Origin of the sequence: Streptomyces tagetis (genome assembly GCF_018069565.1) — a bacterium.
Taxonomy (GTDB): domain Bacteria; phylum Actinomycetota; class Actinomycetes; order Streptomycetales; family Streptomycetaceae; genus Streptomyces; species Streptomyces tagetis.
The window spans coordinates 297,858-313,579 of record NZ_JAGPNL010000003.1; the positions used below are offsets into that span (position 1 = coordinate 297,858).

The following is a 15,722-nucleotide window of genomic DNA, read 5'->3' on the forward strand; positions in this document are numbered from 1 at the left end:
CACGGTGCCCGCCGTTGAACCCCTCCCCGCGAGCGTCCGTTGTCCTGTCGACGCGTGGCGACGCGTACGGGAAGCGACGAGACGGGAAGATCCTTGGCCACTCCTGCGGAACCCACGTACCGGGAAGAGGCGTTTCCGAGCATCGACGAGGCCGAGGCGGCGGCCGTCGGCGAGGGACGGAGATCCGCTTCCCCGGAACCCGACGTCAACCAGGGCGGGCACGGCGGCATCCGGGCCCTGGGGGACGCTCGCCGGATTCTGGAGAAGCCCGCTCCGTACGACTCGGTGGAGAACGAGTTCTACCGGAGGGTCCGCGCGGGCGAGTACCCCGAGTTCACCCCGGTCGTTCCGGCTTCGTACACGGCCGACCAGGTACGCGGCATGCTGGGCGGCGAGTTGAGCGCCGCGGAGAGCGCCGGGCTCGACGACGGGAACTGCGTCTACCTCCAGAACATCACCTCCGACCTGGACCAGGCCAAGACCCTCGACACCAAGATCGGCAGGTCGACGACCAGTTACCGCGAGAACCGGGCACAACAGGACAAGTCCGCCTGGGACGCCGGGCTCAAGTCCTTCAAGTTCGTCTTCGGCGCCGACCTGGTCACGGGCTCGACGCTGCGCGGCTGGCGCGTCGTCGCGGGCACGGACGCGGGCGGGAACCGTCTCCTGGACGGAATGCAGTCGCAGCAGATCCTGAGCAGGTTCTCCGACGACCCCGCGGTGTGGGACCGGATGATCGGCAAGATGAAGGAGATCAGGACGGCGGCGGACAGCTCCGAACTGGGCTTCGTCGCCGCCAGTGTCTTCTCGGTCCACGGGACGCGGAACGGCGAGACGAGGGTGGACGCCAAGCTCATCGACTTCGCCCATGTGATCGACGCGCGGAACCCCTTCAAGAGCCCCCCTCCCAGCGCCGAGAGCAGCCCGCGTCTCGGCGGAGCGCCGGCCGCCCGCGACCTGACGAGCGCCGGGAACAAGTACCGGGACCGGTTCGTCTCCGGCATGGACGCGTTGATCGCCGACGCCACCAGAATCCGCGCGACGAAGGCCGCGCGGGCGGCGATGGCCCCCGCTTCCGGGCAGACGCAGTCCTCCGCGGCGGCACCGGCCGCCGTCGCCCAGACGGCGAAGAACGTCAAGAGCACGGGCCCGAGAAGGTGACCTCCTGGATACCGCGTACGGCGGTGACCGTCAGGTGGCGGGCCCGCCCGGGGGCGCGGGGGGCGGCGGCCCGAACGGGTCCGTCATCGTGACGGACGGCGTTTCCTTGGGCCGGTGCGCCTGCGGCTTGCAGCCGGCGAAGGGGCCCTGCGGGTCCCGCAGGGAGGACATCACCGGGCCCAGGTAGTCACGGTGCCAGTTGGCGGGCCCGGTCGTCGCGGAGTCGGGCCCGGTCAGCTCCCCCCAGGCCAGCCACAGGGCGTGCAACTGGGCCACCGCCTCCGGGTGTTCCCACCACTGGCCGCACCAAGGCGCCGTCGACGTCACCTCCCTGCCGTACACCGGCAGCAGCACGTGATGCGTCCACAGGGTGAGGCGGCGCAGGGTGTCCGCGTACTCGGCGCCCTCCAGATAGAGGATGAACCTGGGCGGGGGCGGCGGAGCGGGTTCGGGGGGCGGCGCGGCTTCCCGTTCCCACTTCTGCCGCCCGGCGGAGGTCTCGGTCGTCATCGTGCTCCCGGGTACGGTGGCCCGGCGGCGGCCGGAGCGGACCCGCCGGGCGGTCTCGAATCGTGGCCCTGGGGCCGGCCCGCGCCCACCACGTGCGCGAGGGACGGCAGCCGGGCCTGTTACTTGCGGCCCCGGCCACGCTGACCGTTGCCGTTGCCGTTGCCGTTGGTTCTGGCGACGGACCCGGGCACCTCCGCACCCGTCGCATCCCCCGTCTCTCGCCCTCTTGTGCCCCTGCCGGACCCTCCTGCCGGGTAGTCGGGCGTCACGGTGGTGGGGTTTTGGGGTGTTCGTGTCGCCGGTTGCCGGGAGGACTCGCCGGGCGTGCTCCGGTCGGCCGCGTTCAGCACGCTTCCGAGCGAGAGGTCGCTGGGGAAGCTCCCCAGCGAGACCCGGGGCGGTTCCGCGGGGACCCGCGTCTGTTGCCGCTGCTGACGCTGCTGACGGCTCTGTTGATACCAGGCGCCCCCCAGCGCGGCCGACTGGATGACCGCGCCGGCCGCCTGCGCGCCGGGAGTGGGGCCGAAGCCGTAGGCCACCGATCCCGCGGTTCGTGCCGCTCCGAGGAAGGCGGCAAGGACGTCGGGCCGGTCGTTGGGATGGGGCCTGAGTGCTTTCCTGCCCTCCAGGAAGACCGTCCGCACACCGCTGGCGCCGTTCAGCGCGACGCCCCAGTTGTAGAACGAGGCGGCTCCTCGGCCGGAGTCCTGCAGTGCGGTGCCGATGCCCTGTGCGGTGACCGACGCCGGTTCCAGGGCGTCGATGGCGGCATCGATGACCGCAGGGGCCCTTTCCACCGCCCAGTTGACGGCGCCGCCGGCCCTGTCGGCCACGCCGGTCATCAACTCGGAGCCCGCGATGTAGTGGTACGCGTTCGTGACGGGACTCCACCACGGCTCCGAGGCGTAGTCCCCCGGAGGCGGGGACGGTGTCCGGGACGGCCCCCTCTCCTCGTCTCTCGATGTCTGGTTGCTCCGACTCGGAGGAGTCGTCATGGTGATCTCTCCGTCCTCGCAGTGAGTTGCTCCTCAGCACAACGGAGCCGGAGGACCCCCGGTTCAACGCGCGGCGGGGCCGGGTGCCGGCTGAACCGGGCGGGGTGACAGGCACGTTGTACCCGTCGCCAAGGGCGTGTCGTCTCGCCTGGGGGCCGCGGTCTCGCAGGGACTGCCACGAGGCATGGAGGAAACGCGAGTATGGACCGGCAACACTCCCAGCCCGACGCTCAAGAAGGACCCGAAGCCCCGCCGAGCTACAGCGAGGCGATGCGGCAGTCGGGCCCGAACCCCTTCGCCTTCCTGGTCTCAGAGGGTCAGGGCCGGGACTCCGGAGGGGACGGCCCCGGTCACGGAACCGGCGCGGGGCCCGCTGCGGCGGGCGGGGAACCGCCCCGGCGGCCGGGCCCGAACGCCCTGGACTATCTCCTGCCCGAGTCACGGGAACTCCACGACCGGATCACCGGTCACGGAACCGGCGCGGGGCCCGCTGCGGCGGGCGGGGAACCGCCCCGGCGGCCGGGCCCGAACGCCCTGGACTATCTCCTGCCCGAGTCACGGGAACTCCACGACCGGGTCACCGGCAACCGGGACGGCGCGCTCCCCGTGCCGGGAAACCAGGACATGGCGCGGGGGGTGCGGATGACGGCGCCACCCCGTGCGCCGGGCCGGCCCGCCGCGGACCCGGCGTCCGGTGCTCAGCCGTCCGAGCCTCGGTCTCGCAGGACCAGGGACGCGCACAATCCCGCGAAGAAGAAGAGGAGGGGCTGATCAGGGACGCGGACGTGGCAGGGCCGGCCCGGCGAGGAGCCGTGTGACCACGGCCGAGAGATCAGGCGTTGGGTCGCTTGCCGTGGTTGGCCTTCTTCTTCTTGCGTCCGCGTCGCTTGCTGCCTCGCTTGGACATGGCGTGTCTCCCCAATAATTCAGGACTTTTCCGGGCCGTCGTCAGTTTAGAACCGGCTCGTGGGGTCCGCATCAGCGGAGCCGGCGCCGGTGTTCTCCGCCCGTCCTCAGACCGTCCTCAGACCGCCCTCAGACCGTCCTCACCGCCCGTCGGCCGGGGCGACGGCTCGGGCCTCGGGTCCCATGCGGCGGTGGTGCGTACGTAGCCGTAGATCACCGAGGCCATCGCCAGTACGAGCAGGGGGCCGTAGAGGCGCGGGTGCCCGGCCATCTCCAGCGGCAGGAAGCGGTACGAGAGCAGGAGGGCGGTGAAGACCGCCGCCCCGTGGGCGACCAGCCGGGTTCCCGAGCGGTCCCAGCCGCGGTCGTACGAGCGCAGGGCCGCCTCGACGGTCAGCACGAACACCACCCCGGCGATGAGGTCCACGCCGTAGTGGTAGCCGAAGCCCAGGGTCGCGGTGAGGGTGGCGACCAGCCAGAACGTTCCTGCGTACCGCAGGAGGCGGGGGCCCTTGCGGGTGTGGATGAAGATGGCCACGGCCCACGCCGTGTGCAGGCTGGGCATGCAGTTGCGCGGGGTGATCCCGTCGAAGGGCATGGGGTGCGGGGTGCCGACCGGCGGCAGCGTCCGAGGCCACAGGTCGGCCACCGCCCACTGCGCGCTGGACGGGATGTCCGGCGCCCAGAGGCTGACCTGCGCCCAGTAGTCGGTGCCGGTGCCGTAGGCGAAGAGCGGTCCGACCACCGGGAAGATCATGTAGAAGGCCGGTCCCAGGAGGCCGATCACCAGGAAGGTGCGCACCAGGTGATGGGCCGGGAAGCGGCGCTCGGCCGCCACCCCGCGCAGTTGGTACAGCGCGACGACGACCGCGGCCACCGCGAGCTGGCCGTAGACGATGTCGAGGAAGTTGAAGCCGACGGAGCCGGTGGCCGCGACCGCCCGCCCCACCAGCCAGGACGGTTCGCCCAGCGCGTGGTCGGCCGTGGCCACGTACTGGTCGAGCACGGTCGGGCGGGTCTTCGAGGTGATGAGCAGCCAGGTGTCCCCGGTCTTGCGGCCGGCCACCAGCAGCAGGCCCAGCCCGGCGCCCTTCAGCAGCAGGACGCGTTCCTCGCCGGTGCGGCGGGTGACCGCGACGGCCGCGCAGCCGAGGATCACCCACAGCGCGCCGTTGCCGAAGGGGTGGCCGCCGGTCGTCTCCACGTCCGCCGCCCACCGGACCAGCGTGAAGACGAGGTCGAGACCGATCGCCGCGCCCGCCGCGAGGAACCGCTGCCGCCAGGTGAGGACCACCATCGTCAGCGCCAGGGCGGCGTACAGCAGGCCGCCCGACTTGGGGGCGCCCAGCAGCTCCCGCGCCTGGCCGGCGATCGGCCCCGGCAGGCCGTGGCGGCGCGCGGTGAACTCCAGCGCGATCAGGAATCCGACGGCCGCGACACCCGCGGCGGCCCAGAGTCCCGCCCGGGGCGGCGGGCTCGCGGAGAACACGGATCTTCGGCTTGTCGGCGGGGCGTCCCGCGGCGGTATGGGTATCAACGTGTGACTACTTTGTTAGATATTGACCATTTAGGGCGGGGTTCAGCTCGTCACTTGCGACCGGAACTGCTCATTCCTCGCAAAGAGCTGCCCACAGAAGTAAGACGCACGATCACGGCCGGGGTTGCGGCGGGACCGCCACCGTCCTGCCGAGCCACCCCCCGGCCGGCGCCCGGTGAAAGTAAGCATGGGGATCTGTGCAGGTCAAGAGGTATGCGGGCAGGGGGAAGGCCCGAGTCGTGGGACCCGGGCCTCCCTGTGTCCTGCTGACTGCCGCCTGTCGTGGTCGGGTGGCGCCCGTCTGATCCGGGCGCCGGTGGGTCACCAGATCAGGGCGTCCTCCATGGTCGCCTGCCAGTACGAGACGCCGATCGAGTCGTCCACGTACACGCCCTTCGCCGGGAGCGCCGGGCGGGCGGTGCCCGCGCCGTCGTTGAAGAAGACCTGGAGGGACGTGGCGGTGTAGCCGTGGGAACCGCTGCCGTCCGCGGCCGAGAGCAGGACGCTCGCGTAGCCGGACTCGCCGGGGGCCAGCGTGACCACCGCCTGCGGCTTGGACTCCTCGAAGGCCGGCGGTACGGACTGGGCCTCGCCGAAGCGGACCGCCGGGTAGCCGACGAGGTCGCAATTCTTCGTGCCGGTGTTGGTGACGGTCAGGAGCAGGTGGTTCAGGGGGCGGGTGACCTCCGCGGCGGTCACCCGGGTGGAGGTGCCGGTGCAGGGCGTCGAGGCGGACGCCGAGTCCTTGGAGCCCGTGGCGCCGGTCGAACCAGCGGAGCCCGTGGAGCCCGTGGTGCCGGTGGTGCCCGTGGAGCCCTTCCTGCCGTTCGCGCCGGCCGCGGCCTCTCCCGAACCCCCGGAGGCCCAGCCCGCCTGGCCCGCCTCGCCCGACCCCGAGGCTCCCCCGCTCGCCTGGGGCGAGGACTCGGGCGCCGACGGGAACGCGGAGCCGGCCGAGGCGGCCCCCTCGTCGTGGAGGCCCTCTCCCTCACCGCACGCCGTCAGCGTCAGCGCGGCGGCGGCGAGCGCCGCGGCGGCGAACAGGCGGGTGCGGTGGGTGCGGTGGATGCGGTGGGTGCGGTGGGTGCGAGTGAACATGTGATCCCCCTTGGGTGGTGCACGTGGTGGTCATGGCCGCTCGCCCGGTGGCCGGGAGCGGCGTGCTTGGATGTCCCCAAGCTTGTGCGGCGTTCCGTCCCGGGCACCACGGCTGACGGGGCATCCGGGACGCTGGAACGCCTTCGATGGCCCTGACCTGGGGGAATGACCTCCCCCTGGGATGGGGTCCCGGGACGCGGGAAGGGAACGGAACAGTGGCGGGGGACGAATTCTCCGAGTTGTTGGGCCACTTGAAGGAGCGGTCCGGGCTCAGTTACGGGGTACTCGGGAAGCGACTGCACACGAGTACGTCCACGCTGCACCGGTACGTCAACGGGGAGGCGTTACCGACGGACTACGCGCCCGTGGAACGGTTCGCGCGGGTGTGCAAGGCCACGCCCGCGGAACTGGTCGAACTGCACCGGCGATGGGTGCTCGCGGATGCCCGGCGCGGGCAGAGGGCCGGCGGGGCCGGCAAGGAGAAACCGCGGACCCGGGAGGCGGCCGAACCGGCAGCGCCGGACATGGTGGTCGAGGCCGGGCCCGGGGGTGAGCCGCGGCCCTCGGCGAAGCGCCCCGTGGCCCGGCGGCGTACCGCCGTCCTCGCCGGGGCCGCCGCCCTCGTGTCGGTCGCGCTCGCCGCGGGTCTCGTCCTCGGCCGGGACGCGGACGACCCGGACGGACAGCGGTCGGTGGGAGCCGTCTCCCGCTCCGCCGACGCCACCGCCGAAGGCTCCGGCGCCTCCGGGCCGGCCGACGCGAAGGACCGGTCGGCCTCGCCGTCCGCCTCGCTCGGCGGCAGCGCGGCGCCGTCCGTCTCCGCCTCCGCGACCGGGGCGGGCGGGGCGGCCGGGGCGGACCGGAACGGCGGGGCCGTGGACGGGGCCACCGCGCCCGCCGTCGCCGTCAACCCGTACAAGTGGGAAGGGCCGTGCAGCCAGCACTACCTGGTCGACCGGAAGCCCGAGCGGGTGTCCCCGCCGCCGAGTGAGCCGGACGCGCGCGGGTGGGTCACCGCGCTGGGCGGGGTCGCCGGCGGGCAGCAGTTGCTCGCGCTGACCGTGCAGGGCACCGGCGGCGCCACCGTCGTCCTGGAAGAACTGCACGTGCGGGTGGTGGAGAAGAGCGCGCCCCTCGCCTGGAACGACTACGTGATGGGCGTCGGGTGCGGAGGCGGCGTGGAGACGACGGCCTTCGAGGTGGACCTCGACGCCGGGCGGCCCGCGCTCTCCCCCAGGGCGGGCCAGCGCGACTTCCCGTACAAGGTGAGCGAGTCCGATCCGGAGGTCTTCTACGTCTTCGCCGACGCGCGGGCGCACCACGTGAGCTGGTACCTGGAGCTGACCTGGTCCAGCGGCGACCGGCGGGGCACGGTGCGCGTCGACGACAACGGCTCGCCCTTCCGGACGAGCGGCAACGTGGGCCGGCCCGCGTACACCTACCCGCTCGGCTCCTCCGAGTGGGGGCGGGACGAGGTGTACCCCGACGTCGCCGGCTGAGCGCGGTCGGGCGCGCGGGCGGGGCCCGTCAGTTCAGGCCGCGGGATTCCAGGGCGGTGCGCAGGCTGCGGAGGGCGTAGTAGACGCGGGACTTGACCGTGCCCTGGGGGACGCCGAGGGCGTCGGCCGCCTGTTGGGTGGTGTGGTCGGCGAAGAACGTGGCGTGCAGGACCTCGCGGTGGGCCGGCGTCAGCTCCTCCAGGGCGTCGTGGACCACCATGGAGGACAGCATCCGTTCGATCTCGTCGGCCTCCGCGCCGAGTTCGGTCAGCCAGGTGGCGCCGCCGACCTCCGGCGGGCGGGCACTGCGCGTGCGGTGCGCGTCGATCACCAGGTTGCGCGCGACGCGGAACATCCAGGGCCGGACGGCCATCCCCTCGTCGTCCGCGAGGTTCTGCTTGTTCCAGCAGCGCAGCAGCGTCTCCTGGATGACGTCCTCCGTGCGGTGCGTGTCCCCGCCCAGCAGGCGCAGCACGTACGCGTAGAGCGCCGGGCCGTGTTCCAGGTAGAGGTCCCGCAGTGCCCGTTCCTCGGGGGAGACCGCGCTCGCCGATCCTATGACCGTCACGTTCATGGTGTGCTCCTGCTCCTCGGGGTGGCCGGCGGCGGCCCGGTGAGGGCAGGCCGTCGGCTTCCGGCGGAACGGAGTGTTCCGACGCAGGTTCCACGTTCGTTTGACGCTTGGTGTACGGATCGATGGACGTGCTGGTCAGACGTACGCCTCCAGGGCCTCGACATGGCCGCGGACCCGTTCCGCCAGGGCCACCTGCTCGGGCGAGAGGCGTCCGCGCGCGTCCAGCCGCCCCCACATGTGGAGCAGTTCCCGGCCGTGGATCACCACGGCCCGGTCGTCGTCCAGGTGCTGCCAGGCCGCCGCCGCCCGCGCCACCTCCTCCGGTGCGCGCCGGTCACCCGCCCCGCACCGGATGCGGGCCACGCCCAGGGCCAGGACGGTCGCCTCGCGGGGGTCGCCGCGCAGGTGGGCGAGGTACGCCGCCACGGAGCGGGCCTCCAGCGCGTTCGGGTGCGCGGCGCCCACCTGGGCGGTCATGGTCTCGCGCAGCTCGGTCGCGTCGTCGAACGCCTCGTCCAGCCGGCCGGCGGAGGCCAGCACGTTGATCCTGGCGATGCGTTCGGCCAGTTCGGGGGCGAGGTCCACCGCGACCACCGGGGCGGAGAGTTCGTCGATGACGTCCCTGCTCGTTCGCGGTTCGTCGGGGGCGCCTTCGGGCTCGGGTGTGTCTTCCGGCTCCGGTGCGTCTTCGGGGCGCGGCTCGGGGCGCGGATCGGGGTGCTCGGGGGCCGGGTTCGGGGGTGGGGTGCGGGCTGCCGCCGTGGCGCGGGCGCGGGCCACCGCCGTGGCGATGGCGGAGGCGGGGGCCTCGGGTTCCGGGGCGGTCGGTTCCTCCGGGGCCGCCGCTTCCTCCGGGGTCTCCTCCGGGACCAGGACGCGGCTGGAGCCGTCGGGGGCGACCTCCAGGACGAAGTGGGTCTCGCCCGGCCCGTCGGTCACCGTCGCCTCCACGGAGGTGCCGTACCGCTCCGCGTGCCGTTGCAGGCGGTCCAGTACGGCCTCGTGCACCGACGCGTCCGGTGCGGGGGCGAGGGGGTCTCCGTCGATGTAGGCGAGCCCATCGTCGGACATGTACACATCGAAGCGGGTCATGGCTGTCCTTCTCCTGCGGCGGTGGCCGTGTCGGCGGGCTCGGGACCGGCGGTCTCGTCGGGGCTGGGCGTGACGCCCGGGGTGGCGCCGTCGGGCGGGGCGGCGATGCCCGCGTACTTGGCGAACTGGGCGCGGACGGTGGCCAGATAGCCCTGGGCGTCGTCGGTCTGCGGGACGCCCTTGGCCTCGACGACGGTGTCCATGCCGACCTTGTAGGCGGCCAGGGTGATGTCCAGGACCGACCCCTCGACCTTCTCGGCGTCGATCGCGCTCTTCGCCTGCTCGGCCAGCGCGCACATGTAGCGGCCCAGCGCCATGATCGAGTCCGCGGTGTCCAGGGCGTCGACCTTGTCGTTGTCGTCGTCGTCCTCGCCGTACTCCGCGAAGACGTCGGGCGGCAACTGTGCGACGCCCTGCTCGCCGTGGGGGCCCTTCATCCCGGCGTTGAAGCCGGAGGCGGACTCCAACTGCGAGGCGATGACGATCGGGCCGATCTCCGCGCACAGGTCTCCGGCCTTCTTGACGCTGTCCACCAGGTCGTCCGGGACGGTGTTCTCGTCCAGGTCCTGCTTGCCGTCGCCGTGGAAGACCTCCTCGATCTCGTAGCCGAGGTCCTCGTTGGCGGCGTCGCTGCCCCCGCCGCCGCCGAACAGCAGGATCAGCGCGATCAACGGAGCGAGCAGTACGCCGAATCCGCCGATGACGATGACGATCGCGGCGCCGCCCACCAGGACCACCGGCGACATCAGGCAGCCGCAGCCGACGCCCGCCGCGGCCACGTTGCGGACGGTGTTCGCGCCGCTGCCTTCCGATTCCGCGCTCATCGGGCGCCGCCTTCTTCCCTTCGCCTTGAACCGCCGTGCCGGTCGGCCCGTTGTGCTGTCCGACGGGCTCGGGAGATCAAACGGGGCCCGGGGCAAAGAAGTTCAAACCGGTGGAAACCAGATGAGCCAGAGCAGCGGAACCACGAGCCATGAGGGGGGCGGGGAGCGCATGGGGACTCCTTCGGCACCGTCGTCGGACCTGCGGGGGTGGGTACGGGGGCCGAAGCCCGCCCGCCCGGGGGCCGGTACGGACGCGGCCGAGCCGGAGGGGCGCAAGGCCGCCGCGGTCCCCGCGGAGACGGTCCCCGCGGAGGCGGTCCCCTCGGAAACCGCCTCCACGAGGACGCGGCCGGCCCGGCAGGCTCCGCCGCCGGCCCGGCCTCAACCCGCCGCTCGTCCCGCCCGGAAGGCGGCACTGCCGGTCACCGCCAGGACCCCGGCCACCGCCAAAGCCCCCGCCACCCCGAAAGCCCCGGCCCCACGCGCGACCCCGGCCACGCCCAGGAAGCCGGCCCCGGACAGGACCCCCCGCACCACCCCGCCCCCGCGCCGCCCCGCCCCCGGCCGCCCCGCCCGGACCGACACGCCCCCCTGGGCCGACGACGACGCGCCCCGCTCGACCCGGGCGAAGTCGCCGGAGGACATCGGGTGGGTCAAGGCACACGGCGGGGCCGGCGCGACCTCGTTGTGCGAGGTCCTCGGCGGCGTCGACGTGGGCGCCCGCTGGCCCGAGCCCGCGAAGGGCGAGCCCCGCCGGATCGTCATCGTCGGCCGGACCAGCGCGCGCGGCATCCGCTCCGTCTCCCGGGCGCTGGGCGCGCTGCGCGAGGGCAAGGCGCCCCAGGGCCTCGACCTGGTCGCCGTCGTCCTGGTCGCCGACGCCCCGGCCCGGCTGCCGCTCGGCCTGTTGCGCCGTATCCGGGTCATCCGTTCCGTCGTCCACGTCCACCGGGTGCCGTGGATACCGGCCTGGCGTGTGGGCGGCCGGCCGCGCTCGACACCCCGGAACCTCACCAAGCTCGCCCGGTTGGTGGGCGCCGACATCCGCCCCGGGGGAGCCGCCTCATGAACCCACTGCTGTTCCCGGGCCACCTGGCGGCCGGCTTCGACCCGACCGTCGGCGGCGGCGCGATGACCATCCTCCGGCTCCTCGCCTGGTGCGCCTCGGCGGCCGGGGTGGCCGGGCTGATCATCGTCGGCATCAACATGTCGATCCAGTTGCGCCGCGGCGAACCGGGCGAGGGCGGCTCGCACTTCCGCGGGGTCTTCTACATCGTCCTCGCCTCCCTGGTCGCCACCTGCGCCGCGCCCCTCGTCGAGTTCCTCGGCGACCTGTCGCTCCACTGACCCCGGGCGACGGTCCCGACCCCGCACCGCCCGTCCCACCGCTCACCACCTGCCCCGCCCGCCCACCGGGCCGGGCACCCGACTCTCGGAGAACCCCATGTCCTCCTCACTCCTTCTCAAGGCATCGGTCTTCCTCGCCTCCGACGTGCCCAACCCCACCCGGAAGGCGCCGGGGGACCTGACGGAGAAGGTCAACACCGTGCTCGGCATAGCCGCCTGGGCCGGTACCGCCGCCGGGGTGGCCGGGGTGCTGATCACCGGCACGATGATGTCCATCTCCCTGAAGCGGGGCGAGAGTTCGGAGCACATGAGCCGGCTCGGCATGGTGCTCGGGGGCTGTGTCCTGGTGGCCACCGCGGGCCCGCTGATCTCGTTCGTCTTCAACTGACCGGCGGTCGTCCGAGATGCTCACACGCAGGCAGCGGCGGCCCGAGGAGGCCGGACCGTACTGGCGCCAGCGCGGCTGGCAACTGTCGGCCGGCTTCCTCGCCGCCGCGGTGCTCCTCGGCGGGGTCGTCGCGCTGACCTCCGGCGGCGACGGTTCCGGCCGGTCGGCGGCGGGCCCGGTGCCGGTCGCCGCACACGGGCGCCCCGGCGACTGCCGTACCGACGACAGCGCCGGCGACGCCCTGCCCGAGGCCGCGCCCGAGGACGTCGCCTGGCGCATGATCGGCGCCGTGCGCGTGCCCGTCTCCCCGACGGCCGGACCGGTGCGGACCGGCTCCACGCCCTGGTGGTGCTTCGCCCACACCGCCGACGGTGCCGTGATGGCCGCCCACGTCATCACCTCCCAGATGGGCATGGCCGACTGGGAGTCCGTGGCGGAGCGGCAACTGGTGCCGGGGCAGCCGCGCGAGATGTTCGTCTTCAAGCGCCGGACCATCGAGGACGCCCCGTCGCAGACCGCGGACCGGGCCTCCGTCGCCACGTACACCGGCTTCTCCGTCGGCTCGTACGCCGAGGACGCGGCCAGCGTGAACCTGCTGATGCGCAGCGGCGACGGCTTCACCGGCACCACTGTCAACCTGCGCTGGCAGGAGGGGGACTGGAAGGTCCTGCCGTACGGCAACGGCAGCCTCTACTCCACCGTGCGCGCGGTGCAGAACACCACCGGCTACCTGCTGTGGGGGTCCTGACATGGCGTCGTGCAGCAGTACCGGGGTGCCCGTCCTGGACGCCCTGGTGGGGTTCTTCAAGTTCCTGGGCAACCCCATCGGCACCATCATGGAGGCGGTCGCCGACTTCGTCCTGGGCGCCGCGATCGAGGTGTTCGGGTCGCTGGTGACCTCCATCCCGACGCTGACATGGAGTGAGAGCCAAGGCGGGGGCGAAGGGGGCAACCCCGCCTCCACGATCAACCAGGCCTCCCAGTGGATCGTCGTCTACCTGGCGGTCGGCTCCCTCCTCTTCGCCGCCGCCCGGATGGCGCTCGAACGGCGCGGGGACGCGGGCCGGACCGCCCTGAAGGGCATCCTGCGGGTCGTCTTCGTCTCGGCGGCGGCCACCACGGTCCTGACGGCGGCGGCCGGGGTGTCGGACCGGTACGCGCAGTACCTCTTCGACGAGGGGGCGAAGCGGCAACTGGAGCACATCGGGCGCTGCACCACGGGCGACACCCTCCAGTCGTTCCTGCTGCTGGTGCTCGCCTTCCTGCTGCTCATCGCCGGCATCATCCAGACGATCCTGCTCTACATCCGGCTCGGCATCATGATCCTGCTGCTGGGCACCCTGCCGATCGCCGCCGCCGCGTCCATGACGGACTGGGGCGCCGGCTGGTGGCGCAAGCACATCGGCTGGATGATCGCCTGGCTGTTGTACAAACCGGCCGCGGCCCTGGTGATGTACGCGGGCTCGGTGCTGGTCAGTTCGGACAACGGCGAGGTCAGCATCCACGAACGCATCGCGGGCATCGGCATCATGCTGCTCTCCGCGGTCTCGCTGCCCGCGCTGCTGCGGCTCGTCATGCCGGCCACGGCCGCGCTCGGCGGGGCCGCGGCCACGAACGGCGCCATGTCGGCGGCGGGCGGCGCCCTCGCCTCCGGGGCCCGTTCGGTCGCGGGCGGCTCCGGCAGCGGCGGCCGGGCCGGGCAGTCCGGGCCGGCCGGTGCCTCCCGGGCGGGCTCGGGCGGCGCCGCCGGCGCGTCCGGGGCGTCGGGGGCGTCGGGCCTCTCCGGCGGGGCCGGTGGGACCGGCAAGGGCGGTCCCAGCGGTGCCGTCGGCGGGAGGGGGGCCGGCGCGGGCGGCGGAGGCTCCGGACCCGGCGGGGCGGCGGCCTCCGGGGCCGCGGGCCGGGCCGCCGCCGCGGCCGGACCGGCCGGGGCGATCGCCGGAGCGGCGATCACCGCGGCCCAGGTGGTGACCAGTACCGCCGCGGGCGCGGTGGACGACGCCGACGGCGACCGGGGGCACAACCACTGACCACCGGGCCGGCGGCGCCCCCCGCCACCGGCCCCTTCCCCCCGAACGGCCGCCGGGCTCCCGCACCCCCCAAGGGAGCCCGGCGGTCCCGTCCCCCCGTCCCCCCCTTCGTACGGCCGCCGTCCTCCCTCACTCCCCGAAAGGAGTCCAGACCCCCATGAGCGCAGAAGCCGCCTCCCACCCGACCTACGGAAACTGGCGCCGCCCACGGCGTCCGGGGCTCGGGCCGCTCGGGCTCGTCGGCACCTTCGGTGTCTTCGGCGGGCTCGTCATCACCCTCCTCGCCTCGCTGATCTCGCTGTACGCCGCGCTGGTCGTGCTCGTGCCGGCCGTCGTCCTCCTGGTGCCGCTCGCCATCCGCACCCAGGACGGCCGCAACGTCTACCAGTTGACGACGTTGCGGATCGGCTGGTGGCAGCGGAAGTCCAAGGGCGCCCACCTCTACGTCTCCGGGCCGCTGTCGCCCCGGCCGGGCGGCCGGTTCCGTCCGCCGGGCCTGCTGAACAAGGTCACCGCGACCGAGGGCCGCGACGCCTACGACCGGCCGTTCGGCGTGCTGCACCACCCGGCGCGCAACCTGTACACGATCGTCCTGGGCTGCGATCCCGACGGCGGTTCCCTCGTCGACCCGGACCAGGTGGACGTGTGGGTGGCTCTGTGGGGCGAGTGGCTGGCCCGGCTGGCCCACGAACCCGGCCTGCGCGGCGCCTCCGTCGTCGTGGAGACCGCCCCCGATCCGGGCACCCGGCTCGCCCACGAGGTGCTGCCCCGCATCCACGCCGACGCGCCCGAGGCGGCCCGCGCCGTGATGGAGGAGGTCGTCGAGCGCTACCCGACCGCCTCCTCCGAGATGCACACGTACATCACGCTGACCTACGGCGTCCCGGCCGCCCAGCGGCGCCAACGGGACGACGTCGTCACCGACCTGGCCATCCGCATCCCCGGCCTGCTCAGCGGGCTCGTCGCGGCCGGCGGCGGGGCCGCGTACGCGCTGTCGGCGGAGCGGATCGCCGAGGTGGTCCGGGTCGCCTACGACCCGGCCGTCGCCGCCGACGTCCTCGACGCCCGCGCGCAGCACGGCGGTACGGGCCTGGAGTGGGAGGACGCCGGTCCGGCCGCGGCCGTCGAGACGGTGGGCAGCTACCAGCACGACTCGGGCGTCTCCCGGACCTGGCTGATGACGCTGGCCCCGCGCGGCACCGTCCGCTCCTCGGTGCTGCGCGGCATGCTGGAGGCCGCCCCCGGCACCCGACGCAAGCGGGTCGCGCTGGTCTACCGGCCCATCGACCCGGCCACCTCGGCCCGGATCGTGGAGGCCGACCGGCGCAGCGCCCAGTTCATGGCGACCTCCGGGCGCGGCATGGTGCAGGCCCGTGCCGCCTCGGAGATGCGCGCGGCGGAGCAGACGGCGGCCGAGGAGGCGTCGGGCGCCGGTCTCGTCGAGTTCTCGCTGATGCTGACCGTCACCGTCGACGACATCGCCGAACTCGCCGACGCCAACGTGTCGGTGCGCAACCTGACGGCGGCCTCCCGGGTACTGATGCGCCCCGCCGACCGGATGCAGGCCGCCGCGTTCACCTGCACCCTGCCCGCCGGAATCCTCCCCTGGGAGCAGACCCTCATCCCGCACGAACTCCAGGAGGCGCTGTGAGCCGCCGCGGCGAGGAACGCAGGGCGGAGCGCGCCGACCGGCTCGCCGAGGAACGGGCCCTGGCCGCGCTCACGGCCGGCGAGGCCCCGTACGACCCGTCCTGGAAGCGG

Annotated in this window: 16 protein-coding genes; 8 read left to right on the forward strand and 8 right to left on the reverse strand. The window is 73.6% G+C overall.

Annotated elements, in window-relative coordinates; all coding sequences use genetic code 11:
* Positions 1 to 93 precede the first annotated feature (93 nt).
* Positions 94 to 1,161, forward strand: coding sequence for an inositol polyphosphate kinase family protein (locus J5Y05_RS13410; protein WP_210871939.1), 1,068 nt, complete (start codon positions 94 to 96; stop codon positions 1,159 to 1,161).
* A gap of 30 nt (positions 1,162 to 1,191) precedes the next feature.
* On the opposite strand, the gene J5Y05_RS13415 is transcribed toward J5Y05_RS13410, so the two are convergent.
* From J5Y05_RS13415 to J5Y05_RS13430, 5 genes are all read right to left on the reverse strand, one after another.
* Positions 1,192 to 1,671 (reverse strand): DUF4913 domain-containing protein, encoded by a 480-nt coding sequence (locus tag J5Y05_RS13415; protein ID WP_210871941.1) that lies wholly within the window; start codon positions 1,669 to 1,671, stop codon positions 1,192 to 1,194.
* A gap of 119 nt (positions 1,672 to 1,790) precedes the next feature.
* Positions 1,791 to 2,504 (reverse strand): hypothetical protein, encoded by a 714-nt coding sequence (locus tag J5Y05_RS13420; RefSeq protein WP_210871943.1) that lies wholly within the window; start codon positions 2,502 to 2,504, stop codon positions 1,791 to 1,793.
* A 994-nt stretch (positions 2,505 to 3,498) separates the two neighbouring features.
* Positions 3,499 to 3,573, reverse strand: coding sequence for a 50S ribosomal protein bL37 (locus J5Y05_RS32625; RefSeq protein ID WP_138044330.1), 75 nt, complete (start codon positions 3,571 to 3,573; stop codon positions 3,499 to 3,501).
* A gap of 117 nt (positions 3,574 to 3,690) precedes the next feature.
* A complete protein-coding gene (locus tag J5Y05_RS13425; protein WP_210871945.1) occupies positions 3,691 to 5,061 on the reverse strand; it encodes a phosphatase PAP2 family protein in 1,371 nt (456 codons plus the stop codon).
* A 369-nt stretch (positions 5,062 to 5,430) separates the two neighbouring features.
* A complete protein-coding gene (locus tag J5Y05_RS13430) occupies positions 5,431 to 6,207 on the reverse strand; it encodes a DUF4232 domain-containing protein (RefSeq protein ID WP_210871947.1) in 777 nt (258 codons plus the stop codon).
* Between the two features lie 215 nt (positions 6,208 to 6,422).
* Between J5Y05_RS13430 and J5Y05_RS13435 the strand changes: the two genes are divergently transcribed.
* The gene (locus J5Y05_RS13435) at positions 6,423 to 7,706 is read left to right on the forward strand and encodes a helix-turn-helix domain-containing protein (protein ID WP_307853893.1); all 1,284 of its coding nucleotides are present in this window, start codon (positions 6,423 to 6,425) and stop codon (positions 7,704 to 7,706) included.
* A 28-nt stretch (positions 7,707 to 7,734) separates the two neighbouring features.
* Here the strand turns inward: J5Y05_RS13435 and J5Y05_RS13440 are convergent, their stop codons facing one another.
* From J5Y05_RS13440 to J5Y05_RS13450, 3 genes are all read right to left on the reverse strand, one after another.
* Entirely contained in the window at positions 7,735 to 8,280 is a 546-nt protein-coding gene (locus J5Y05_RS13440) for a sigma-70 family RNA polymerase sigma factor (RefSeq protein ID WP_210871951.1), read from the reverse strand.
* A 135-nt stretch (positions 8,281 to 8,415) separates the two neighbouring features.
* Positions 8,416 to 9,372, reverse strand: a complete 957-nt coding sequence (locus J5Y05_RS13445; protein WP_210871953.1) for a hypothetical protein — start codon at positions 9,370 to 9,372, stop codon at positions 8,416 to 8,418.
* Complete coding sequence (locus tag J5Y05_RS13450) at positions 9,369 to 10,196, reverse strand: lysozyme family protein (RefSeq protein ID WP_210871955.1); 828 nt, start codon at positions 10,194 to 10,196, stop codon at positions 9,369 to 9,371. The genes J5Y05_RS13445 and J5Y05_RS13450 overlap by 4 nt, the downstream gene beginning before the upstream one ends.
* A gap of 685 nt (positions 10,197 to 10,881) precedes the next feature.
* Here J5Y05_RS13450 and J5Y05_RS13455 point away from each other — a divergent pair.
* From J5Y05_RS13455 to J5Y05_RS13480, 6 genes are all read left to right on the forward strand, one after another.
* The gene (locus J5Y05_RS13455; protein WP_247614624.1) at positions 10,882 to 11,265 is read left to right on the forward strand and encodes a hypothetical protein; all 384 of its coding nucleotides are present in this window, start codon (positions 10,882 to 10,884) and stop codon (positions 11,263 to 11,265) included.
* Complete coding sequence (locus J5Y05_RS13460) at positions 11,262 to 11,543, forward strand: hypothetical protein (RefSeq protein WP_210871957.1); 282 nt, start codon at positions 11,262 to 11,264, stop codon at positions 11,541 to 11,543. The genes J5Y05_RS13455 and J5Y05_RS13460 overlap by 4 nt, the downstream gene beginning before the upstream one ends.
* Before the next feature lie 97 nt (positions 11,544 to 11,640).
* Complete coding sequence (locus J5Y05_RS13465) at positions 11,641 to 11,931, forward strand: hypothetical protein (protein ID WP_210871959.1); 291 nt, start codon at positions 11,641 to 11,643, stop codon at positions 11,929 to 11,931.
* 16 nt (positions 11,932 to 11,947) lie between these two features.
* Positions 11,948 to 12,679: a DUF8175 domain-containg protein gene (locus J5Y05_RS13470; protein ID WP_210871961.1), complete on the forward strand. Its 732-nt coding sequence runs from the start codon at positions 11,948 to 11,950 to the stop codon at positions 12,677 to 12,679.
* 1 nt (position 12,680) lies between these two features.
* Positions 12,681 to 13,961, forward strand: coding sequence for a hypothetical protein (locus J5Y05_RS13475; RefSeq protein WP_210871963.1), 1,281 nt, complete (start codon positions 12,681 to 12,683; stop codon positions 13,959 to 13,961).
* Between the two features lie 157 nt (positions 13,962 to 14,118).
* A complete protein-coding gene (locus tag J5Y05_RS13480; RefSeq protein WP_210871965.1) occupies positions 14,119 to 15,612 on the forward strand; it encodes an SCO6880 family protein in 1,494 nt (497 codons plus the stop codon).
* Positions 15,613 to 15,722 lie beyond the last annotated feature (110 nt).